The 22,238-nt window shown below is 61.6% G+C and carries 17 protein-coding genes; 7 read left to right on the forward strand and 10 right to left on the reverse strand.

Annotated elements, in window-relative coordinates; genetic code table 11:
- Nucleotides 1–185 precede the first annotated feature (185 nt).
- The 3 genes from glgB to J3361_RS09395 all read right to left on the reverse strand — a co-directional run bounded on the left by glgB (nucleotide 186) and on the right by J3361_RS09395 (nucleotide 7,940).
- Complete coding sequence (gene glgB, locus J3361_RS09385; RefSeq protein ID WP_207964083.1) at nucleotides 186–2,420, reverse strand: 1,4-alpha-glucan branching protein GlgB; 2,235 nt, start codon at nucleotides 2,418–2,420, stop codon at nucleotides 186–188.
- 11 nt (nucleotides 2,421–2,431) lie between these two features.
- The gene (gene treS / locus J3361_RS09390) at nucleotides 2,432–5,776 is read right to left on the reverse strand and encodes a maltose alpha-D-glucosyltransferase (RefSeq protein WP_207964084.1); all 3,345 of its coding nucleotides are present in this window, start codon (nucleotides 5,774–5,776) and stop codon (nucleotides 2,432–2,434) included.
- A gap of 166 nt (nucleotides 5,777–5,942) precedes the next feature.
- Nucleotides 5,943–7,940 (reverse strand): alpha-1,4-glucan--maltose-1-phosphate maltosyltransferase, encoded by a 1,998-nt coding sequence (locus J3361_RS09395; RefSeq protein ID WP_207964085.1) that lies wholly within the window; start codon nucleotides 7,938–7,940, stop codon nucleotides 5,943–5,945.
- Nucleotides 7,941–8,152: 212 nt separating this feature from the next.
- Here J3361_RS09395 and J3361_RS09400 point away from each other — a divergent pair, with 212 nt between their 5' ends.
- On the forward strand, nucleotides 8,153–8,320 hold the full coding sequence (locus tag J3361_RS09400) for a hypothetical protein (RefSeq protein ID WP_207964086.1): 168 nt from the start codon (nucleotides 8,153–8,155) through the stop codon (nucleotides 8,318–8,320).
- 162 nt (nucleotides 8,321–8,482) lie between these two features.
- Here J3361_RS09400 and J3361_RS09405 read toward each other — a convergent pair whose 3' ends face one another.
- A complete protein-coding gene (locus J3361_RS09405; RefSeq protein WP_207964087.1) occupies nucleotides 8,483–8,983 on the reverse strand; it encodes an MgtC/SapB family protein in 501 nt (166 codons plus the stop codon).
- Between the two features lie 137 nt (nucleotides 8,984–9,120).
- On the opposite strand from J3361_RS09405, the gene J3361_RS09410 reads away from it, so the two are divergent.
- The 3 genes from J3361_RS09410 to mapR all read left to right on the forward strand — a co-directional run bounded on the left by J3361_RS09410 (nucleotide 9,121) and on the right by mapR (nucleotide 12,656).
- A complete protein-coding gene (locus tag J3361_RS09410; protein WP_207964088.1) occupies nucleotides 9,121–9,357 on the forward strand; it encodes a DUF3203 family protein in 237 nt (78 codons plus the stop codon).
- A 286-nt stretch (nucleotides 9,358–9,643) separates the two neighbouring features.
- On the forward strand, nucleotides 9,644–11,056 hold the full coding sequence (ccoG, locus tag J3361_RS09415; RefSeq protein ID WP_207964089.1) for a cytochrome c oxidase accessory protein CcoG: 1,413 nt from the start codon (nucleotides 9,644–9,646) through the stop codon (nucleotides 11,054–11,056).
- Nucleotides 11,057–11,246: 190 nt separating this feature from the next.
- Nucleotides 11,247–12,656 (forward strand): GntR family transcriptional regulator MpaR, encoded by a 1,410-nt coding sequence (mapR, locus tag J3361_RS09420; RefSeq protein WP_207964090.1) that lies wholly within the window; start codon nucleotides 11,247–11,249, stop codon nucleotides 12,654–12,656.
- Between the two features lie 147 nt (nucleotides 12,657–12,803).
- Here mapR and J3361_RS09425 read toward each other — a convergent pair whose 3' ends face one another.
- Both J3361_RS09425 and J3361_RS09430 read right to left on the reverse strand, forming a co-directional pair.
- On the reverse strand, nucleotides 12,804–13,550 hold the full coding sequence (locus tag J3361_RS09425; protein ID WP_207964091.1) for an SDR family oxidoreductase: 747 nt from the start codon (nucleotides 13,548–13,550) through the stop codon (nucleotides 12,804–12,806).
- A gap of 78 nt (nucleotides 13,551–13,628) precedes the next feature.
- Complete coding sequence (locus J3361_RS09430; protein WP_207964093.1) at nucleotides 13,629–14,507, reverse strand: Dyp-type peroxidase; 879 nt, start codon at nucleotides 14,505–14,507, stop codon at nucleotides 13,629–13,631.
- Between the two features lie 223 nt (nucleotides 14,508–14,730).
- Here J3361_RS09430 and ampC point away from each other — a divergent pair, with 223 nt between their 5' ends.
- Nucleotides 14,731–15,879, forward strand: a complete 1,149-nt coding sequence (gene ampC, locus J3361_RS09435; protein ID WP_207964095.1) for a class C beta-lactamase — start codon at nucleotides 14,731–14,733, stop codon at nucleotides 15,877–15,879.
- Between the two features lie 177 nt (nucleotides 15,880–16,056).
- Here ampC and J3361_RS09440 read toward each other — a convergent pair whose 3' ends face one another.
- The 4 genes from J3361_RS09440 to J3361_RS09455 all read right to left on the reverse strand — a co-directional run bounded on the left by J3361_RS09440 (nucleotide 16,057) and on the right by J3361_RS09455 (nucleotide 19,766).
- Nucleotides 16,057–16,605, reverse strand: a complete 549-nt coding sequence (locus J3361_RS09440; RefSeq protein ID WP_207964097.1) for a DUF4174 domain-containing protein — start codon at nucleotides 16,603–16,605, stop codon at nucleotides 16,057–16,059.
- 136 nt (nucleotides 16,606–16,741) lie between these two features.
- The gene (locus tag J3361_RS09445; RefSeq protein ID WP_207964099.1) at nucleotides 16,742–18,100 is read right to left on the reverse strand and encodes an erythromycin esterase family protein; all 1,359 of its coding nucleotides are present in this window, start codon (nucleotides 18,098–18,100) and stop codon (nucleotides 16,742–16,744) included.
- 69 nt (nucleotides 18,101–18,169) lie between these two features.
- Entirely contained in the window at nucleotides 18,170–18,955 is a 786-nt protein-coding gene (locus J3361_RS09450; protein WP_207964101.1) for a sulfite exporter TauE/SafE family protein, read from the reverse strand.
- A 106-nt stretch (nucleotides 18,956–19,061) separates the two neighbouring features.
- Entirely contained in the window at nucleotides 19,062–19,766 is a 705-nt protein-coding gene (locus J3361_RS09455) for a hypothetical protein (protein WP_243458803.1), read from the reverse strand.
- A gap of 341 nt (nucleotides 19,767–20,107) precedes the next feature.
- Between J3361_RS09455 and J3361_RS09460 the strand changes: the two genes are divergently transcribed.
- A complete protein-coding gene (locus J3361_RS09460; RefSeq protein ID WP_186708518.1) occupies nucleotides 20,108–21,256 on the forward strand; it encodes an aldose epimerase family protein in 1,149 nt (382 codons plus the stop codon).
- Nucleotides 21,257–21,412: 156 nt separating this feature from the next.
- Nucleotides 21,413–22,234 carry an aldo/keto reductase gene (locus J3361_RS09465; protein ID WP_207964104.1) on the forward strand — a complete coding sequence of 274 codons (822 nt, stop codon included), beginning with the start codon at nucleotides 21,413–21,415 and terminating at the stop codon, nucleotides 22,232–22,234.
- Nucleotides 22,235–22,238 lie beyond the last annotated feature (4 nt).

A 22,238-nucleotide genomic window follows, 5' to 3' on the forward strand; every position in this document is an offset into this window, starting at 1 on the left:
CCTTTGATTTCATGACCGCCGCAAACACCTGTGGCGAGGGAGCTTGCTCCCGCTGGGCTGCGTAGCGGCCCCCTTCCGGCGGTTGCTGCGCAACCGAGCGGGAGCAAGCTCCCTCGCCACAGTCATCATCTTCAAATATCACCTAACCCGCTGCCAGCTATCCGCCCGGCCTCAGGCATTCAGGCTCAACCCTCCGGCCGCAGGATCAACACCGCCAACGGCGGCAGGTTGAGTTCCAGCGACAAGGCCTGGCCATGGCTGGGCACTTCTTCGGTGGAGGCGCCGCCGCCGTTGCCGTAGTTGGAACCGGCGTAGGTATCGGCATCGCTGTTGAGCAATTCGACCCAACGCCCGCCGAACGGCACGCCGACCCGATAGGCCTCGCGCGGTACCGGGGTGAAGTTGGCGACCACCAGCACCGGCCGGCCATCCTTGCTCCAGCGCAGCCAGGCGTAGACGCTGTTGAGGGCATCGTCGCCAATCAGCCATTGGAAACCCTGGGGCGCGTCATCCTGGTCATGCAACGCCGGTTCTTCGCGATAGAGCCGGTTCAGATCGCTCACCAGCTTCTGCACGCCCCGGTGCTCAGGGTATTGCAGCAGGTACCAATCCAACTGCTGGTCGTGGTTCCACTCGCGCCATTGGCCGAACTCACAGCCCATGAACAACAGTTTCTTGCCAGGATGGCCCCACATGAAACTCAAGTAGGCCCTGAGGTTGGCGAATTTTTGCCAGCGATCACCGGGCATCTTGTCGATCAGCGAGCGTTTGCCATGGACCACTTCGTCGTGGGAAATCGGCAGCACGAAACGCTCGGACCAGGCATACACCAGGCCGAAGCTCAGTTCGTTATGGTGATGGGCGCGGTACACCGGGTCTTGCTGGATGTAGTGCAGCGAATCGTGCATCCAGCCCATGTTCCATTTGTAGGCGAAACCCAGGCCGCCCTGCTGGGTGCTCTGGCTGACGCCCGGCCACGCGGTGGACTCTTCGGCGATGACCAGGGCACCGGGGGTTTCCAGCGCCACCACATCGTTGAGGTGCCGCAGGAAATCGATGGCTTCGAGGTTTTCCCGCCCGCCGTGACGGTTGGGCACCCACTCACCCGCCTTGCGCGAATAGTCGCGGTACAACATCGAGGCCACGGCATCCACCCGCAGGCCGTCGACGTGGAAATGCTTGAGCCAGTGCAACGCCGACGCCAGCATGAAGCCGTGCACTTCGGTACGGCCCAGGTTGTAGATCAGCGTGTCCCAATCCTGATGGAAGCCTTCCAACGGATTGCCGTATTCGTACAGAGCGGTGCCGTCGAACTGGGCCAGGCCGTGGGTATCGGTGGGGAAATGCGCCGGCACCCAGTCGAGGATGACGCCGATATTGGCCTGGTGGCAGGCGTTGACGAACGCGGCGAAATCGTCCGGCGAACCGAAGCGTGCCGTCGGCGCGAACTGTGACAACGGCTGATAGCCCCAGGAACCGCCGAACGGGTGCTCCATGATCGGCATCAGCTCGATGTGGGTGAAGCCCAGGTCCTTGACATAGGGAATCAACCGCTCGGCCATTTCATGCCAGTTGTATTGCCGGGCTACCTCCCCCGCCTCGTCGATTTCGCACTGCCAAGAGCCGGCGTGCAGTTCATAGATCGACAACGGCGCGCCCGGTAACTGGCGTTCGCGACGGCTTTGCATCCACTCATCGTCGTGCCATTCGATCTTCAACGGCGAGGCGACCTTGGAGGCGGTGTCCGGCGGCATCTGGGTAGCCAGCGCCACCGGGTCGGCCTTGAGCGGCAGGATGCCGTGGGCGCCGAGGATTTCATACTTGTAGCCTTCGCCGGCGCCGAGCCTCGGGATGAAGATCTCCCACACGCCGGACGGATAACGGATGCGCATCGGATGCCGCCGCCCGTCCCAGACGTTGAAATCCCCCACCACCGACACCCGTCGCGCGTTCGGAGCCCAGACCGCGAAACGCACGCCGTCGATGCCATCGACGGTGGTCAGTTGCGCACCGAGGCAGGAACTGAGGTCGCGGTGATTACCCTCGGCGAACAGGTAAAGGTCCATCTCCCCCAGCAACGGGCCGAAGCTGTAGGGGTCCTCGGCCACCTGCTCGCCGCCGGCCCACCGGGTGCGCAGCAAGTACGCCTGGGCGCGAGGAAAATGGCCGACGAACAGCCCCGGGGTTTCGGTGACTTGCAGCTCTCCCAGCTCTTCGCCGCTGTCCCGGGCCAGCACATGCACGCTCAGGGCACCGGGCAGGTAGGCGCGGATGAACTGGCCGCCGGCGCCGTCGCCATGGGGCCCCAGGATGGAAAACGGGTCGTGATGTTCGGCACGCACCAGCGCGTCGATGTCATGGGGCGCCGGCAGCAAGGACTCCTTGGCCTGCCCCTGGGGTTCTTTGTTCGAGACACTCATGATTCTCTCCACTAAATCGGTCCGGCTACGTCGGAAAAGGGTTGCAGCCCCCTTAACAACCCGACCAGGCCGTGCAGCGGCACGGGCAGCCAGGTGGGGCGATTCTCGGCTTCATAGGCCACTTCATAGGCCGCCTTCTCCAGGCCGAACAACGCCAGCGCGGCGTCTTCGCCTTCAGCATCCTTCCACTCATGGGCAAGACTAGCTGCCGCCAGCCGATATGCCTCGACAAATGCCTGGCGAGCCTCTTTCAAATAACGATCGGCGACCCGTTGCCGCGCCGCATCGGCATCGGCCGTGCTGTCGACGGTGTGCAAATGAATCGCCATGGCCGCCGCATAATCGAAGGAACGCAACACGCCACTGACATCCTTGTACGGACTGTGCTTGCCCCGGCGCTCATGCAATGGCCGCGCCGGCTCACCTTCGAAGTCGATCAGGTAAGCATCGCCCTTGATCACCAGGACTTGGCCCAGGTGCAGGTCGCCATGGACGCGAATGCGCAAGCCACCGGCGGCCTTGCCGGCCAGTTCCTGGACATGGGCCAGGACGGTTTTCTTGTGCTCCAGCAAGCGTGCGACCATGGCCTGGTCGGCGGGGTTCAATTGGCCTTGGTTCTGCTTGAGCAGGCGCAAGGCGTTGTCCACCTGGGCGGCCACGTCCTTGCCGATGGCCTGGGCTTCCTTGGCGTTGGTGGTTTGCGGCGTGAAGTCCGGGTCGTCGGTGGCCTGGGCCAATATCTGGTGCATTTCCCCCAGGCGTTGGCCGAGCATGCCGGCGAAATCCTTCAGCTCACCGAGGGCGTTGTAATGCTGCTCCTGCTCGGACACAGCGTCCGCCAGCTCATCGCGCAAGGCGCGTTCGAGGTTGTTCTGAGTCCATTCCCAGGCGTCGCCCTGGTTGCTCAGGTAGCCTTGGGCGATCATCAGCAACGCATCTTCGCCTTGGGCGTCGCGGCGAATCACCGAACCCAGCAGCGGTGAAATGTTGCTGAACCCCGCTGCGGTCAGGTAGGCGCTCATTTCCAGTTCCGGGTGCACACCCGAGGCGACCTTGCGGATCAGCTTGAGGACGAGGCTGCCCCCCACCACCACCGAGCTGTTGGATTGTTCGGCGGACAGGTAGCGCACCTCCGGCTCTTCTCCCAACTGCAACGCGGCCAGGCCTTCGGTCGGCTCGAAACGCAACTCACCGTCGGCGAACGGCAGCACCGTGGCGGCCTGCATGCTGTGCAGCACGGCGCGCACGAAGCTTTCCAGGCTGAAGGCATCGGTGATCAAGCCCACCTGGCGCACCCGACGTACCCGCGACAAGGCCAGTTGCTGCGGCAACGCGGCGCCGACCTGGTCCTCGGCAAGCAGGCCGAACGGCAATTGGTAACGCAGGGTCTGGCCACCACTGGTGACATCGATTTCACTGAGCAACACCGGGTGCTGTGGATCGCCGAAGCGCACGCCATAGACAATATCCACCTTCTCGATCGCACTGTCCTTGCCGGCGAACCAGCGCCGGTTCTGCAACCAGGTCGGCAGGATGGTTTGCTCCAATGTGGTGCGCGATGGCGCTTCGAGCAATTCTTCCAGGCGTTTTTTCAGCACCAACGTGGTGAAGTCCGGCAGGCTCTGGGCCGGTTCCACGTGCCAGCTCGGCATCTGGTTTTCTGCCGCCAGGGCGAACCAATAGAAGCCATACGGCGCCAGGGTCAGCAGGAAGTTCAACTGGCCGATGGGCGGGAAGGCGTTGCCGCCGAGCATCTCCACCGGGACCATGCCGGCGTAGGCCGACAGGTCCAATTCGGCAGCCTGGGCGCTACGGGACACGTTGGCCACGCACAGGATGATTTCGTGCTTGCCGTCAGGCCCGGTGTATTCGCGGGTATAGGCCAGGATCCGGCGGTTGCTCGGCGAGAGCATCTTCAACGTGCCACGCCCGAAGGCCTTGGACTGCTTGCGCACCGCCAGCATGCGGCGGTTCCAATTGAGCAGCGAGTGCGGGTCGCCGGCCTGGGTCTCGACGTTGACCGACTGGTAGCCGTACAGCGGGTCCATGATCGGCGGCAGCACCAGGCTGGCCGGGTCGGCGCGGGAAAACCCACCGTTGCGGTCGATGGACCACTGCATCGGCGTACGCACACCATCGCGGTCGCCCAGGTAGATGTTGTCGCCCATGCCGATTTCATCGCCGTAGTACAACGTCGGCGTACCGGGCATCGACAGCAGCAGGCTGTTGAGCAGCTCGACGCGACGACGATCGCGCTCCACCAGTGGCGCCAGGCGCCGGCGAATGCCCAGGTTGATACGCGCCCGACGGTCGGCCGCGTAGTAATTCCACAGGTAATCGCGCTCCTTGTCGGTGACCATTTCCAGGGTCAGCTCATCGTGGTTGCGCAGGAAAATCGCCCACTGGCAATTGGCGGGAATCTCCGGGGTCTGGCGCAAAATATCGGTGATCGGGAAACGATCTTCCTGGGCCAGGGCCATGTACATGCGTGGCATCAGCGGGAAGTGGAAGGCCATGTGGCATTCGTCACCGTTCAGCCCTTGAGCGTCGACATCGCCGAAGTACAACTGAGTGTCTTCCGGCCATTGGTTGGCCTCGGCCAGCAACATGCGGTCGGGGTAGTTGGCGTCGATCTCGGCACGGATCAGCTTCAGGACATCATGGGTCTCGGGCAGGTTCTCGTTATTGGTGCCGTCACGCTCGATCAGGTACGGGATGGCGTCCAGGCGCAGGCCGTCGATGCCCATGTCCAGCCAGTAGCGCATCACCGACAACACAGCCTTGATGACCTGCGGGTTGTCGAAATTGAGGTCGGGCTGATGGGAATAGAAGCGGTGCCAGAAGTACTGGCCCGCCACCGGGTCCCAGGTCCAGTTGGACTTCTCGGTGTCGAGGAAAATGATGCGCGTGCCGTCGTACTTGTGGTCGTCATCGGACCAGACGTAGAAGTCCCGCGCCTTCGAACCTTTCTTGGCTTTGCGCGCGCGCTGGAACCAGGGGTGCTGGTCCGAGGTGTGGTTGATGACCAGCTCGGTGATCACCCGCAGGTTGCGCTTGTGGGCTTCGGCAATGAACCGCCGCGCATCGGCCATGGTGCCGTAGTCGGCGCTGACGCCGCGATATTCGGCGATGTCATAACCGTCGTCGCGCCGGGGGGAAGGATAGAACGGCAGCAGCCAGATGGTGTTGACGCCCAGGTCGGCGATGTAGTCGAGTTTTTCGATCAGACCGGGAAAATCGCCAATCCCGTCGTTATTGGAGTCGTAATAGGATTTAACGTGGACCTGGTAAATCACCGCATCCTTGTACCAGAGCGGATCCTTGATGAAGGTGGCAGACCGGGGTTTCTTCGCCATTTGCAACTCCTGGTAATTCATTAAAGCCGCGGGAGACAGGCTTGTGGGGTCTTGTTGTGTTGTGAGGCCTGCGCTTTGTGGGAGCAAAGCTTGCTCGCGATGCAGGCACCTCGATTCCCGAGAGACCGCGTTATCTTCATCGCGGGCAAGCCTTGCTCCCACAGCATCACGCCACGCTGATCCGCCAAATCCCGAACGGCTGGTACGCCGGGTCGATCCGCATGAACTGGTACTTGCCATACCAGGTCCAGCGGTGTCCGTTCATCAGGTCCTCACCCTGGGTCTGGGCGTCGTCGGGCAGGCCCATTTCCCACAGCGGCAATTCGAAGTTGGCCTCCTGCGGGTTGTGCGGATCGAGGCTCACCGCCACCAGGATGAAATTGCTGCCATCGGCCGTGCGCTTGCCGAAATAGAGAATGTTGTCGTTCCAGGCGTTGTAGATCCTCAGGCCCAGATGGCTATGCAGCGCCGGATTCTGCCGGCGGATGCGGTTGAGCTGGGCGATCTCGGCAATGATGTTGCCCGGCGCGGTGAAGTCCCGGGGACGGATCTCATACTTCTCCGAGTCGAGGTATTCCTCCTTGCCCGGTACCGGGGCCGACTCGCACAGTTCGAAGCCCGAATACATGCCCCACAGGCCTGAGCCCATGGTCGCCAGCGCCGCGCGGATCAAGAAGCCCGGGCGCCCCGACTCATGGAGGAAGGCCGGGTTGATGTCTGGCGTGTTGACGAAGAAATTCGGCCGGTAGCACTCGCGCAACGGCGACTCGTTGAGCTCGCTGAAGTAGGTCGCCAGTTCGGCCTTGGTATTGCGCCAGGTGAAATAGGTGTAGCTCTGGGAATACCCGACCTTGCCCAGCCGCGCCATCATCGCCGGCGTGGTGAACGCTTCAGCCAGGAAGATCACCTCAGGGTATTGGGCCCGGACATCGGCGATCAGCCATTGCCAGAACGGCAGTGGCTTGGTGTGCGGGTTGTCGACGCGGAAGATCTTCACGCCTTCCTCGACCCAGCCCACCACGATGTCCCGCAGCTCTTCCCACAGGCTGGGAATCGCATCGGCCGCGTAGAAGTCGACGTTGACGATGTCCTGGTATTTCTTCGGCGGGTTTTCCGCGTATTTGATCGTGCCGTCCGGCCGCCAACTGAACCAGCCGGGGTGCTGCTTGAGCCAAGGGTGGTCCTGGGAACACTGGATGGCGAAGTCGAGGGCGATCTCCAGGCCATGCTCAGCGGCCGCCGCCACCAGGCGCCGGAAGTCCTCGCGACTGCCCAATTGCGGATGAATGGCCTCGTGCCCGCCCTCCTCGCTGCCGATGGCATAGGGGCTGCCCGGGTCGTCGGGGCCGGCGGTAAGGGAATTGTTCGGGCCTTTACGGAAACTGCGGCCGATGGGGTGGATCGGCGGGAAATACAGCACGTCGAAGCCCATGTCCTGGATCACCGCCAAGCGCGAATGCACGTCATTGAAGGTGCCGTGGCGCTGGGGATCGTCGGTGATCGAACGGGGAAACAGTTCATACCAGCTGGCAAACTCGGCCAGTTTTCGCTCCACATCCAACGGGTATTCGGGGCTGATGCTCAAGTAGGGTCGATGATCGGCCAGGGACATCAGGTCGGCACTGCGTGGGGCCAGGAACAGCGCCACCTGTTCGTTCGGCAACAGGCCGGAGAGTTCGTGGTGCAAGGCCGCCAGTTGCTCGCTCAGTTCACCGCTGCTGCGCTCGGCCGCCATGTGCACTTGGTTGCGCCCTTCCTGCAACTCCAGGCTGATGGGCACCCCGGCAGCGAATTTCTTCTCCAGCTCGTAGCGAAAACTGGCGAACTGGTCGATCCAGGCCTCGATGCAGAACACATAGCGACCTTGCTCCGGCACGGTGAACTGGCCGCGCCAGCCGTTGTTGCCCAAATCGCTCATGACTTCGCTGTTCCACACCTCGTCCTGCAGGGCACGCCAGCGGATGCGCACCGCCAGTTTGTCGTGACCGTCGGCAAAGACTTTGCTGGTCACCGTCACGTCCTGCCCGGCCACGGCCTTGGCGGCGAATTGCCCGCCATCGATCACCGGCATGGTGTTTTCAATCGCAATACGCGGCAGCAACAAGGCTTGAGACAACGGCAAATGCGGGTTGTAGGCCAGGTCAGACGGGTGTTCGGCAGTCATCGAGCATCGCTCCTTTTACGCCCCATGGACGCGCTTGTGGCGGTAAAGGCCCAACGGGTCCCTGAAAAAACTCACTTAAACTCCGAACCAGAACGACGGCTAAAAGTTCAGCGGGATTTGCCCCCGGGATGCATCCGGGATCAAACCCGGTGCAGGGTGGTCAACATCCTTAAGCACGACTCAAGCCATGTGAGCTACGGAGACCCGTCCCGATGAATATTCCCATCCCGGCCGAAACACCCGATCCGAACATCGACGACCCCAATTTGCCCCCGCCCAGCCCTGATCCCGAGCCGTTTCCCGAGGAAGATCCAAAGCCGGACGAAGGACAACCACCCAAGGGCGACCCGCCCAGCGAGGCGCCGCCGGAGCGGGTTTGATTCAAGCGTAGTAATAAAGAAATTGGATGACGAAAAAACCTGTGGGAGCGGGCTTGCTCGCGAAGGCGGCGTGACAAGCAATATCTTCATCGACTGACACACCGCCTTCGCGAGCAAGCCCGCTCCCACAGGGTTGTGTGTGTGTTCAGGTTGACTCTCGTGTCACAGCTTGTCGTCCTTCTCCAGCGCCCGGACGATCACCGGCATCACGCTGAAGATCGCCAGGGCCAGCACCGTGCTGAGTACTGCCGTGGCTTCCCGCCCCAGCCCGGCCGCAACGCCGATGGCGGCTGTCATCCAGAGGCCGGCTGCCGTGGTCAGGCCCTTGACGTGGCTTTCGTCGCCGTCGTTGTTTTTCAGGATGGTGCCGGCGCCGAGAAATCCGATGCCGGCGACCACACCCTGGATCACGCGGCTCATGGCATCGGCCTGGGACCCGGACATCTGTGGCACCAGGACGAACAGCGCCGCCCCCAGGGCCACGAGCATGTGGGTACGCACGCCGGCGGCCTTGCCCTTGTGTTCGCGCTCGAAACCCAGGATGCCGCCCAGCAGCGCGGCCATGACCAGGCGCACCGTGACCCGGGTCATCTGCTGGGCATCGGTGATGTCGGCGAATTCCGCCTGCAGGGTTATCCAGACTTCATGCCACCAGGCGTTCATGGACCGTCCTCTTTTTCGTTGGATAAACGATGGACCGCAAGCGAAGCCAGAGGTGCGCCCGACCGCTGATCAGCCACGACGAACCCTGGCCGATGGGTGGGGCCTAACACTCAGGATATTCAGGAAGGAGCGACGCCATGCTTGAGCAAATCGACAAAGACGGTACCTGCCACATCAAGACCGCCGTCGGCACGAAGCTACGCCCGGCCAGTGAGTTGATCATCATCACCGACCCGGACAAGGCCATGTCCGCCGTGGAGATCAATGGCGACCTGGTCTACCTCACCGAAGCCGAAGTGGATGCCCTGACCGTGGCCGGCGCGACCGATAAGCGCAAGCACCTCAAGGCCACGGACAGCGGCTCGGCGATCTGAATCCCTTGAACGTTGCGACAAGTTCAATCTGTGGGAGCAAAGCTTGCTCGCGATGAGAGCAACACGGTACCTCTTGGACCGCGGTGCCTGTATCGCGAGCAAGCTTTGCTCCCACAGGTCCTTTGGCCACAGATGTTGTTTGTTCAACCATGGGTGCTTCAAAGTGTCGCAGCGCCTGGGCTTCGCGGCATCTGATCCGGTTTTTATCGAAACACCTGAGTCTGTTATGCAAACAGTTCCATGGTCATAGTGCGCCGGCCAGATAGAGGCTGATGAGCGACCGACCATGAGCGATAGAATCCCCGTCCAGTTGATACAGACGTTCGAACCTGCGCCAACCAAGATCAAGGCCAGGACCACCGACAACCTGATCCACACCCGCAGCTTCACCGGCTTGTTCCGCACCTTGCGCATCAGCGGTGCGGGGGCTTTGTTCCTGCTGTTCTTCGGCACGGTGTGGTTGAACTGGGGCGGTCGCCAGGCGGTGCTCTGGGATCTGTCCGAAAGCAAATTCCATATCTTTGGCGCGACCTTCTGGCCCCAGGATTTCATCCTGCTGTCGGCCCTGTTGATCATCGCTGCCTTCGGCCTGTTCGCGATCACCGTGTTTGCCGGTCGCGTGTGGTGCGGCTACACCTGCCCCCAGAGTTCCTGGACCTGGCTGTTCATGTGGTGCGAGAAAATCACCGAAGGCGAACGCAACCAGCGGATCAAATTGCAAGCCGCGCCGTGGGGCCTGAACAAACTGCTGCGCCGCGGCGCCAAGCACACCTTGTGGCTGGCCATCAGCCTGCTCACCGGCCTGACATTCGTGGGTTACTTCACGCCGATCCGCCCCTTGGCCGAGGAGCTGCTGACCCTGCAAATGGCCGGTGTGAGTTTGTTCTGGGTGCTGTTCTTTACCGCCGCCACCTACCTCAACGCCGGTTGGCTGCGAGAAGCGGTGTGCATGCACATGTGCCCTTATGCACGCTTTCAGAGCGTGATGTTCGACAAGGACACCCTGACCATTTCCTACGACACGGCCCGCGGCGAAATCCGCGGCCCGCGCAAACGCGAGGTGAATCCGGCCAATATTGGCCTGGGCGATTGCATCGACTGCCAGATGTGCGTGCAGGTCTGCCCCACCGGCATCGACATCCGCGACGGCTTGCAAATGGAATGCATCGGCTGTGCGGCCTGCATCGATGCCTGCGACTCGATCATGGACAAGATGGGTTACGCCCGTGGCCTGATCAAGTACACCTCCGAACATCAATTGCAGGGGGGCAAGACTCACCTGCTGCGCCCTCGATTGATCGGCTATACCGCCGTGCTCCTGGTGATGATCGGCGCGCTGGCCATGGCGTTGGTGCAACGGCCCATGGTGTCGCTGGACGTCAGCAAGGACCGTGGCCTGTTCCGCGAAAACAGCGCCGGGCAGATCGAGAATATCTACAGCCTGAAAATCATCAACAAGACCCAGCAGCGCCAGGACTATCAGCTGTCCCTGGCGGACGGCGACGGCTTCGTCCTGCAGGGCAAGACCCGGTTGAGCCTGGCCCCGGGGGAAATCGTCGATGTGCCGGTGTCGGTGGCGATGCTCGGCGAACGGCCCGAAAAAGCGTCCCGGGAGATGACTTTCAAGGTCGCCGACACTGACGAGCCGGGCATCTACAGCGTGGCCAAGAGCCGTTTTGTCGCACCGATGAACCGTTGAACCCGTAAGATGCCGGGCACCTGTGGGAGCGAGCCAGTGAGGGCAAGCCTGTGGGAGCAAAGCTTGCTCGCGATACAGGCGACACAAATCAACAGTGAGGTCGCGTCATCGTGCTTCGCGAGCAAGTTTTGCTCCCACAAGCGCGCTGCCACAGTTAAATCCACGAATACCACCCAAGACTGGCCCCACCATGAAACGCTACGAGAAATTCGCCGACGACATCGCTGAACTGATCCGCTCGGGCATGCTGGGGCCGGGCCAGCGCGTGCCGTCGGTGCGTTACGCCAGCCAGACCTACGGCGTCAGCCCGTCCACGGTGTTCCAGGCCTATTACCTGCTGGAGCGACGCGGCATGATCCGGGCCCGGCCGCGCTCCGGCTACTTCGTCAATACCCATGCACCGAGCCCGTTTTCCGAGCCGGCGATCAGCAGCCAAGTGCACGAGTCCACCGAAGTCGACGTCAGCGAGCTGGTGTTTTCAGTCCTGGACTCGATCAAGGACCCGACCACCGTACCGTTCGGCTCGGCATTCCCCAGCCCGACCTTGTTCCCGTTGCAACGCCTGTCCCGCTCGCTGTCCAGCGCAACAAGGGATATGGACCCGCGGGTGGTGGTCACGGACATGTCACCGGGCAATCCACAATTGCGTCGCCAGATCGCCCTGCGCTACATGGTCGGTGGGCTGATGTTGCCCATGGAGGAACTGCTGGTCACCAACGGCGCCCTGGAAGCCTTGAACCTGTGCCTGCAAGCCGTGACCGAGCCCGGCGACCTGGTGGCGATCGAGGCGCCAGCGTTCTATGCCAGCCTGCAGGTCCTGGAACGGCTCAAGCTCAAGGCGGTGGAGATTCCCGTCCACCCGCGCGACGGCATCGACCTGGACGTGCTGGAGCAGACGCTGGAGCGTCACCCGATCAAGGCCTGCTGGTGCATGACCAGTTTCCAGAACCCCATGGGCGCGACGATGCCCGAGGAAAGGAAACAGGCGCTGGTGGCGTTGCTGCGTCGCCATCAGGTGCCGCTGATCGAGGACGACGTCTACGCCGAACTCTATTACGGCCAGCAGGCCCCCAAACCGGCCAAGGCGTTCGATACAGAAGGGCTGGTGATGCACTGCGGTTCGTTCGCCAAGAGCCTGGCCCCGGGCTATCGCATCGGCTGGGTCGCCGCCGGGCGCTATGCGCAAAAGATCGAACGGCTCAAGCTCATGACTTCGCTGTGCGCCTCGATGCCGGCCCAAGCTGCCATCGCCGACTACCTGCAACACGGTGGCTACGACCGTCACCTGCGCAAACTGCGCTACGCCCTGGAAGAGCAGCAAAACGCGATGCTCGCCGCCATCGCCCGCTATTTCCCGGCCCAGACCCGGGTCAGCCAGCCCGCGGGCGGCTACTTCCTGTGGCTGGAGCTGCCAGAGCAGACGGATTCGCTGAAACTGTTCCAGATGGCCCTGGCCCAAGGCATCAGCATTGCCCCGGGACCGATCTTTTCACCGACCCAGCGCTTCAGGAATTGCATCCGCCTGAACTATGGCAGCCCGTGGACCGAAGCCTCGGAAAAGGCCATGGAGACGTTGGGGCGGATTATTCGGTCGTTTTGATCGGGTGTCTGTTATTGCCCCATCGCGAGCAGGCTCGCTCCCACATGAGACCTGCTGAGTTCCTGAGATATTCGTGTCTACGCAAATCCACTGTGGGAGCGAGCCTGCTCGCGATGGCGGCGGAACAGGCGAGCCGCATTCCAGGACTCAGCGCCCGCCCCCCAAATCCACAAACGTCCCGGTCGCATACGAAGCCTTGTCCGACAGCAGCCAGATAATCGCCTCGGCCACTTCATCCGGACGCCCGCCCCGGGCCATGGGGATCGCCGATTCCAGCTTGCTGACCCGGTCTGGGTCGCCGCTCAGGGCATGGAAATCGGTATAGATATAGCCAGGACGCACCGCGTTGACGCGAATACCTTCGCCGGCCACTTCCTTGGACAGGCCGATGGTGAAGGTATCCAGCGCGCCCTTGGAGGCCGCGTAGTCGACGTATTCGCCCGGCGACCCCAGGCGAGCGGCCACCGACGATACGTTGACGATGCTGCCGCCCTGCCCGCCATGTTTGGGCGACATGCGCAGCACCGCGTGCTTGGCGCACAGGATCGGGCCCAGCACGTTGGTCTTCATGATCTTGAGGATTCGGAATTCGGACATCTCATCGAGTCGGGACTTGTGGGCAACCGTACCGGCGTTGTTCACCAGGGCGGTAACACGTCCCAGTTCGGCATCCACCCGATTGAACAGGCCAATGACTTCATCTTCGATGCTCACATCGGCTCGCACGGCAATCGCCTGCACGCCCTTGGCCCGCACCTGTTCAAGCACCTCTTGCGCGGCATTTTCATCGGACTGGTAGTTGATGCAGATCCGATAACCCGCCTCGGCAGCCAACAGCGCCGTGGCCGCCCCGATTCCGCGGCCGCCACCGGTGATGACGATGACTTTATCCACGCTTGCTTCCCCCATTCCACGGATAGACGTCCGGCCCAAGAATAGCGTTCACGTCACGCTTTGCACAAACCGCTGCGCTTACCGGGCCAGGGCGCGCAGATCCAGGCGTCCATCCAACAGCGGCGGGCACCAGTAATAGCCGCCAGTGATCGGGCGGCTCATGCGATACAGGCCGTCGGTGATGCCATCTTCCAGTCCACTCATGCGCCGCAACTGTGCCTCGAAGGCATCGAGGGAGAAACCGAACGCCAGGAACATCAGACCTGCGCGGTCGCCTTCGATCCACGGCATGGAACGACGGACCACGAATGCTTCCGGAGCGAAACTTTCCTGGGCGGTGCGCTTGACGTGGGCCGATTCCGGCGCATCGTCGATTTCTTCGTTGTCGCTCAGGCGCCGGCCCATGATGTTGTCGCGTTCATGGGGCTGCATTGCCGCGAAGCCGTCAAGGTCGTGCTGCCACTGCTGGATCGCGGCGAAACTGCCCCCGCGCAGCCCATCGGAACCTGGGGCCAGGGCGGCGGCGACGGCCGCTTCGTCATGGGGGTTTTCGGTGCCGTCTTCATAGCCGGTCAAGTCGTGGCCGGTCATGTGGCGGAAGGTTTCGTTCATCTGCACCAGGCACAGAGCCGGGGCCAGCGCCGCTTCGATGGCGCGGCTGCGATGCATCAGCTCGCCGCGGTCTTCACCGTGCAACCAGCACCACAGGGCATGTTGGGTCGAGGGGTTGTCCACGCCGACGCCGGCCAATGCAGGAAAAGCCCGCAGGCCATCGACCTGGGCCCCCAGCGCCTGGACCAGCGACTCGCCAAAGCCGACCACGGCCCGGCCATCGAGCAGCAACAGGAGTTTGTCTAGCGCAGCCGGCAGTGCCTCGACCGATTCCAAGGCAAAAAACAAATGACGGGCCTGAGGCGGAACAGGGGTGGCGAGAATGCCGGGCTGGTAGTAACTCATGTGAACTCCTTTAGAAAGAGCGCAAGTTTACCCGGCAGCCGCCGCTTTGTGTGGTTTGGCTTGAGGTCCGGTCACGGGGGCAACCGGGCCGTTTGTGGGAAGGTTCCCGCGGCCCCGTCAGAATGCTCAGAAACATGCCGCGGCCCGATAGCCTCGGATTGCCGGACAGCGCAAAACGCCCTAGATTGCCCTCCTTCAGGAAGACCAACGAGAGCGCTGCACCATGCACATTGCCAGATCGATACTCGCCGGGACGCTTCTCCTGGCCTGCGGGACGTCCGCAGGCTTTGCCCAGGAACGCATTGAAGAGACGGTCAATGCCGTCATCCAGCCGTTGATGAAACAACAGGACATTGCCGGCATGGCCGTCGCGATCACCTACAACGGCCAACGCCATTCTTTCAACTACGGCGTAGCCGCCAAGGACACCAAAAAACCAGTCACCGACCAGACCCTTTTTGAAATCGGCTCGGTCAGCAAGACCTTTACCGCCACCCTCGGTGCCTATGCCCAGGCCAAGGGCAAACTGGCCCTGACGGATCCGGCCAGTCGCTTTGCGCCCGAGCTGCGCGGCAGCGCCTTGGAGGGTACCCGCTTGCTCGATCTCGTCACCTACACAGCCGGTGGCCTGCCCTTGCAGTTTCCAGACGAGGCGGACCATCCGGACCGGATGTTCAGTTATTACAAGACCTGGAAGCCGCTCTACCCGGCCGGCACCCAGCGGCTTTATTCAAATCCGAGCATCGGCCTGTTCGGTTATCTGGCGGCCCGCAGCCTGGGGCAACCTTTTGACGAAGTGATGGAGCGCACGCTGATGCCAGGGCTGGGCCTCAAGCACAGCTATGTCCGGGTGCCGCAGGATCAGGCGGGCCGATACGCCCAAGGTTATGCAAAGGACGGCAAGCCCGTGCGGGTCGGGCCTGGTGCCCTGGACTCAGAGGCTTACGGGGTAAAAACCAGCTCGTCGGACCTGCTTCGTTTCGTCGAGGCCAACCTGCGACCTGAAAAACTGGACGCGGACCTGAAGCAGGCCATCACCACCACGCACACAGGTTTCTACAGGACTGGCGGGATGAACCAGGGACTGGGCTGGGAGTTCTACCCCGCGCCGTTCAGCTTGGATGACCTGCTCGCCGGCAACACACCGCAAATGGCCCTGACGCCTCAAAAAGTCGAACCTTTGAACCCACCCCTTCCAGCGCCGGACGGCGCCTGGATCAACAAGACCGGTTCCACCAACGGTTTTGGCGCGTACGCGGCGTTCGTGCCCGGAAAGGACATGGGGATTGTCATGCTTGCCAACAAGAACTACCCGATCGAGGAACGGGTGAAGGCGGCGCATCGGATTCTTATGGCGTTGGAACACCAATAACTCATGACGCCTCGGGGTGATGAGTTTCTCTGTGGCGAGGGAGCTTGCTCCCGCTGGGTCGCGCAGCGGCCCCAAACCAGTCATTCGATAATCCATTGAAAAAAAGCAGAGGGCTGCTGCGCAGCCCAGCGGGAGCAAGCTCCCTCGCCACAAAAGCGGCCTCGGCGCTAGCGGGAGTCAATCTTCCAATGGCTTAGGCGCCGCCGCCGGCTTGACAGCCTTGCCAGGCTTGGTGCCTTTCGCATCCTTGGCCGGTGCAGGCTCGGGCGCGGGTGGAGGCGTCGGCGGCGTTGCTTCTTTTTCCGCGGCGGGAAGCTTATCGACGGTGTCGAAAAGGTCCTTCAATTCAATCGCGCCGGAATGCTCGAGTTTCTTTTCCCCGTCCTTGCCCACCAGGATGATCTTGGTCTGGGCACCGGCGCCCAGCTTGAGGGAGCGAATCAGTGCCATGGTGCTTTGCGGGTCCAGGTCCTTGCCATCGCGCTGGCCGATGGTATTGAGCACGGTGTAGAGCACCATGTTGCGCTCGGAAAATCCCTGCTTGCCCGCCGGTTCATCCAAGGCCTTTTTCAGGCTGACCCAGGCCGGGTCGACCGTGCTGGGCGCAATGACGATCAGGGAACGTGACTTGCCGACTTCCGCCACCAGAGGGGAGTCGCCATCGGCAGCGAACAGAGGGCCGGCGATGGCCAGCAAGGTAGCGAAGGTCAACGACCGAATGAGCATGCGCCTCTCCTTTTGATAGTTACGCTGTACTGATTGCACAGGGCGGCGATTGTTCCGCGAGCGTCGCCCGATACTGCGCCTGCCTGCCTTGAAGCTTAGGCGAGCACGTTCATTGCGCAACCGCCCTGCACAGCGTTCAGAGGCCAAACGGGAACGTATCCTCCTCGTGCTCCAGGACCTGGGGCACCGGCAATGGCGTAACGGCTTCGCTCTGTTCGAACCAGAGCCAGGCGTCGAACTGCTCCGCCAGCACCGCTTCGAAATAATGGCTCTGGCGCTCGGTTTCAGGGCGGTAGATCACACCAATCGCGCGTTCGAGCAGTGGTTCGGACAATGCGTCCAAGAGCGCCTCGTCAGGGTTGGTCCGCCATTGCGTCAACGAGGCACTCACACCGGCCTGGAGGAATTGGTGTTCCCAACTGCCGGGTAACGCCGGCCGCACCTGTTTGATTTTCATCGGCGCATCCCAGTCGTCCGCCGCTGCGACGCTGCCATGATCGGTGCCCATGCCCAGCAACACCGCATCGCGGCCATAAGCCATGCGGCATAGCTGGCCAATATTGAACTCCCCTTCCCAGCCCATGCGTGTCGCGGCGGCATTGCCGATGTGGGAGTTATGCGCCCAGACCAACGCCTTCGCATCCGTGCCCCGATGCTCCAACAAGGTTTGCAGGGTGTCGAACATGTGCCGGTCCCGCAGGTTCCACGATGACTTGCCGCCGCGGTACATGGCTCGGTAGTACTGTTCAGCGGCGCGCACGACCCGGGCGTTCTGGGTGGCGCTGAAGAAGGCCTCATCGTCACTGATCATCGGATCCAGGTGTTTGGCCAACAAGCTGTTGAGCTGCTCGACCACGGCGTCTTCACACGTCGCCAGGTTGCCGCGCTCGGTGAAATGACCATACAGCGCCGGGTCATCGTGCCAGGGCGTGAGGCAGCCATAACGGTGACGGGCATCACGGGCCATGTCCGGATGGCTGGTATCCAGGTAGTTCAGCACCTCATCGATGGAGTGACGCAGGCTGTAGACGTCCAAGCCGCGAAACTCCACCCTTTGCCCCATGGGCTGCTCCAGATTGTAATCGCGCAACCAACGGACGAAGCCTTGGACTTCGCAGTTGCGCCACATCCAGGTTGGGAATCGGGCGAATGCCTGCTGCTTCCACGCCGACGGCCCCAAGTCGCGTACACAGCGGTCGATTTGCCCCGCATCGGGCCAGTCCGCTTCGACGGCAACGATATTGAAACCGTGGCGCTCTATCAGGTGTCGGGTAACGGCGGCACGGGTCCGATAGAACTCATGGGTGCCGTGGCTGGCCTCGCCAATCAACACGACCTTGGCATCAGCGAAGCGATCGAACGTCTCACCAAAGGCCGGGCTGTCCTCGGCAGGCAATGGCTCGGCGTGGCGGCGCAGGATATCGGCAATGTCGGTGCGAGGCTCGGCGCCACGCCGGCGTAGTCGTTGCAGCAGATCTCTGGCTGGGCTGTTCATGGGTCTTGGCCTCATCAGTACCTGGTTTACAGGTATGACTGTGGCTATGGACCCATGACTCCGATCAAATCAGAACGCGAGTTTGAAGCCGATCATCGCCAGCATCACCGCCAGGCAAGGCCGTAGGACCTCGTCGGAGATGCGTCCCGACAAATGGCTACCCAGATAGATCCCCGGTAACGAACCGATCAGCAGGAAACCCAGGATATGCCAATCCATGTTGCCCATGCTCGCATGGCCCAGGCCAGCCACCAGGGTCAGCGGCACGGCGTGGGCAATCTCGGTGCCCACCAGGCGCTTGGTCACCAGGAACGGGTAGAGAATGAACAGCGCCACCGTGCCCAGGGCGCCAGCACCGATGGAGGTCAAGGCGACCATCGTCCCCAGCACCAGGCCGGTGATGACCGTCAGCAGATTGAGTCGTGAACCGGAGGGGTTGTAGTGACCGCCAGCACGATCATGGGCGAATTGCAGCAGGCGCTTCTTGAACAGGATCGCCAAGGCAGTGGCGAACAACACGAAGCCCAAGGCTTGCTTGATCACCGCGTTCATGGCGTCGGGCGAGCTGTGCAGGCTGCTGAGAAACCACAGCGTCAACCCGACCGCCGGCACGCTGCCCAGGGTCAACCAACCGGTGATGGCCCAATCGATATTGCGGTTTTTTGCGTGAACCAGGACGCCGCCAGACTTGGTAATGGCCGCGTACAGCAGGTCGGTGCCCACCGCTGTCGCGGGGTTGATACCAAACCACAACAGGATCGGGGTCATCAGTGAACCACCGCCAACGCCGGTCATTCCAACGATGAAGCCGACCACCAGGCCCGCAACGACTAAACCGACATTACCGAAATCCATTGAACCCGTCTCGACACGACCGCGTGAAAAATCTGGCCGCGAGCATAGCGATTTTTCTTATAACCCCCTATATCGATGTGATCTATCTTTATTCCTTTTTCTCAGCTCACTGGACCGGCAGGAAGTTGAGGAACAGCAGGCTCTGGGCGTAGTTCAAGCCGATGCGCCGGTAACGCTCATCGAGCATCTGGGTCAGCAGGTCCAATCGCGCGACGATTTTGCCGAACTCCACGGCGAAACTCAGGTTGCTGCCCTCCTCCGAAATCTCATTGGAAAACAGCAACGGCGTGCCGTCCTTGTTCTGCCGCTGACTGAGCAGCCAAGTGGCTTTTTCGATGTTGCGCGCCGCGTTGCTGACAAATCGCGGGTCGATGGTATCGGTCATGTAGAACTCGAGGCGATTGCCGTGAGCGGTGACCAGCATGCTGCCGATGGCATAGATGAACGCCCCGACCCGATCACCGAGAAATTCCGGGCTCATGGCATAGCTCAGGGCGGCCAAGTCCTTCTTGCCCCCCAACGTCGGCAAGGGTTGTTGCTGCTCGATGGCCATGCGCACCTGTTTTTCCGCGGTGCGGGCGTCGAGAAAGCCGGACTTGCGCAGTTCCTCGGGGTTGCGCAGGTACAGCTTGCTCATCAGCAGGTAAAGGCTTTGCAAATTGTCGTGCATCGCCAACGTCGCCATGCGGTCGACACTGGTTTGCAAGAACTCCTGGGGCTTGGCGTTGCTGAACTGCGTGACCATGTCCTGCCCCTGTTGATGGCTGCAGCCGCCGCTGAACAGCATCGACACGCCGACCAATCCTGCCATGCAGGCGTGGCGCAACCTCGTCACAGAAGAAAAAACACCGGCCATCGAGTCTCAATCTGGGCATGGGGAAGCGATGGGGGTCGCCGCTTCCAGGCCAAGGATAGAGCAGCAAAAACCGCAAAAGTGCGACGCCCGGGGTGAAAGCGTTCGTTTGGGCAAGCCTCGCTTCGCTAAATTAGTCTTACTTTTTAATTGATAAATCCCTATTTATGGCTATAAATCCCTTCTCCACCCTCAAATAGAAAGACTACTGAACAGAAAAACCTTCATCGTTGTCCGACCAAGTAACGGACTCGACTGCGTTAAAACAACAACAAAACAACAGGAAGGAAGGTCACACCATGCTTGAATCCAGACATCTGCTCACGGCCCTCGGAGTCTCTCTGATGATTGCCACCTCCTCCCAGGCCGCTGGCCTGACCAATGAACGTGTTGCCTTCGGCAAGACCGACGACGGCACCGCGGTTGAGAAATTCGTCCTGCGCAACAGCCACGGTATCGAGGCAACCGTCATCACCTATGGCGGCATCCTCCAGTCGCTGATCGTGCCGGACAAAAACGGCATGACCGCTGATGTCGTGCTCGGCTTCGACGATGTGCAGGGCTACCAGAAGAACGGCAGCGTGTATTTCGGCGCGACCATCGGCCGCTTTGGCAATCGCCTGGCCGGTGGGGCGTTCGAGCTGGATGGCAAGCGTTACCAGGTGCCGCAGAACGACAAGGACAACTCCCTGCACGGTGGGCCACAAGGGTTCGATAAACGTGTTTGGAAAGCCGAACCGAGCAATGACAAGGATTCGGTGGGCGTGACCCTGACGTACCTGTCGGCGGACGGCGAAATGGGCTTTCCCGGCAACCTGAAGACGGATGTCACCTACAGCCTCAACGACAAAAACGAGCTGCGCATCGACTACAAGGCCACCACCGACAAACCGACCGTGTTGAACCTGACCAACCACAGCTATTTCAACCTGGCGGGTGCAGGCAACGGTGACATTCTCAAACAAGTCGCGACCCTGCACGCGGCCCGTTACACCCCAGTCACCGGCAAACTCATTCCCACCGGCGAGCTAGCCCCCGTGGCCGGCACACCGATGGATTTCACCAAGCCCACCGCCATCGGCACGCACATCAAGGCTGATCACCCACAACTCAAGTTCGCCGAACCGAAACAGGGCGGCTTCGATTTCAACTGGGTGCTGGATGCCAAGGGCGATGTGGACAAACTGGCCGCCGAGGTGCATGACCCGCAGTCCGGACGACTCCTGCAGCTCTACACCAGCGAGCCGGGCGTGCAGTTCTACACCAGCAATTTCCTCGACGGCACCGTCAAGGGCAAGCAAGGCAAGGTGTATCCCCATTGGGGCGCGTTCACCCTGGAAACCCAGCATTACCCCGACTCGCCAAATCAGCCGGACTTCCCTTCGACGCGGCTTGATCCGGGCCAGACCTACACCCAGACGATGGTGTTGAAGTTCTCCACGAAATAGAAAAGCTGCGCAACACCCGTAGGAGCTGTCAAGGGAGGCTGCGATCTTTCCCCAGACAATTGAGTCTGGAGCGAAAAATCAAAAGATCGCAGGCTTCGGCAGCTCCTACTATCCTGCTGTCCATTGGATGATGGATCAGCACAACAGGAGAGAGCCATGAGGACGCTGGAATTGGCGGGCGTGTCCGTACCGGTCATTGGCCAGGGCACCTGGCGCATGGGTGAAGAACCGTCCCATCACAAGAAAGAGGTGGCCGCGTTGCGGCTGGGCATCGAACTGGGCATGACCCTGATCGACACCGCCGAGATGTATGCCGAAGGCGGCGCCGAGACGGTCGTCGGCGAAGCGATCACCGGCCTGCGCGACCAAGTGTTCCTGGTGAGCAAGGTCTATCCCCACAATGCCAGCCGCAAAGGCATTCCCCTCGCCTGCGAACGCAGTTTGCGCCGGCTCGACACCGATTACATTGATCTTTACCTGTTGCACTGGCGCGGCCAGTACCCCTTGGAAGAAACCGTCGAAGCGTTTGAGCGCCTGCGCGAAGAAGGCAAGATCGGCCGTTGGGGCGTGTCGAACTTTGACGTCGATGATCTCGAGGAGCTGGCTTCGCCGGCCTGCGCTACCAATCAGGTGCTGTACAATCTGCAGGAACGCGGCATTGAATTCGACCTGCTGCCTGGGTGCCAGCAACTGCGCATGCCGATCATGGCTTACTGCCCGGTCGGCCAGGGTGGGCACCTGCTCAAGGATCACACCCTGGGGCAAATTGCCGAACGCCATCGTGCGACACCGGCGCAGATCGCGCTGGCCTGGTTGCTGCGCCAGGACAACGTGATTGCCATTCCCAAGGCTGTGAAGCCTGAGCATGTGCGCCTGAACGCCGAAGCGGCTGACATCCGGCTCGATCCCCAGGACCTGGCCGCCCTCGACCTGATCTTTCCCCAGCCCCAGGGTAAGCAGCGGTTGGCGATGGTCTGACTCC

Source organism: Pseudomonas sp. OA65 (assembly GCF_017498305.1).
Classification (GTDB): Bacteria; Pseudomonadota; Gammaproteobacteria; order Pseudomonadales; family Pseudomonadaceae; genus Aquipseudomonas; species Aquipseudomonas zanjanensis.

Bases quoted from the DNA above. Each gene is read 5' to 3' on its own strand.
- glgB (WP_207964083.1), bottom strand. From the start codon at position 2,420: ATGAGTGTCTCGAACAAAGAACCCCAGGGGCAGGCCAAGGAGTCCTTG.
- treS (WP_207964084.1), bottom strand. From the start codon at position 5,776: ATGGCGAAGAAACCCCGGTCTGCCACCTTCATCAAGGATCCGCTCTGG.
- J3361_RS09395 (WP_207964085.1), bottom strand. From the start codon at position 7,940: ATGACTGCCGAACACCCGTCTGACCTGGCCTACAACCCGCATTTGCCG.
- J3361_RS09400 (WP_207964086.1), top strand. From the start codon at position 8,153: ATGAATATTCCCATCCCGGCCGAAACACCCGATCCGAACATCGACGAC.
- J3361_RS09405 (WP_207964087.1), bottom strand. From the start codon at position 8,983: ATGAACGCCTGGTGGCATGAAGTCTGGATAACCCTGCAGGCGGAATTC.
- J3361_RS09410 (WP_207964088.1), top strand. From the start codon at position 9,121: ATGCTTGAGCAAATCGACAAAGACGGTACCTGCCACATCAAGACCGCC.
- ccoG (WP_207964089.1), top strand. From the start codon at position 9,644: ATGAGCGATAGAATCCCCGTCCAGTTGATACAGACGTTCGAACCTGCG.
- mapR (WP_207964090.1), top strand. From the start codon at position 11,247: ATGAAACGCTACGAGAAATTCGCCGACGACATCGCTGAACTGATCCGC.
- J3361_RS09430 (WP_207964093.1), bottom strand. From the start codon at position 14,507: ATGAGTTACTACCAGCCCGGCATTCTCGCCACCCCTGTTCCGCCTCAG.
- ampC (WP_207964095.1), top strand. From the start codon at position 14,731: ATGCACATTGCCAGATCGATACTCGCCGGGACGCTTCTCCTGGCCTGC.
- J3361_RS09440 (WP_207964097.1), bottom strand. From the start codon at position 16,605: ATGCTCATTCGGTCGTTGACCTTCGCTACCTTGCTGGCCATCGCCGGC.
- J3361_RS09445 (WP_207964099.1), bottom strand. From the start codon at position 18,100: ATGAACAGCCCAGCCAGAGATCTGCTGCAACGACTACGCCGGCGTGGC.
- J3361_RS09450 (WP_207964101.1), bottom strand. From the start codon at position 18,955: ATGGATTTCGGTAATGTCGGTTTAGTCGTTGCGGGCCTGGTGGTCGGC.
- J3361_RS09455 (WP_243458803.1), bottom strand. From the start codon at position 19,766: ATGGCAGGATTGGTCGGCGTGTCGATGCTGTTCAGCGGCGGCTGCAGC.
- J3361_RS09460 (WP_186708518.1), top strand. From the start codon at position 20,108: ATGCTTGAATCCAGACATCTGCTCACGGCCCTCGGAGTCTCTCTGATG.
- J3361_RS09465 (WP_207964104.1), top strand. From the start codon at position 21,413: ATGAGGACGCTGGAATTGGCGGGCGTGTCCGTACCGGTCATTGGCCAG.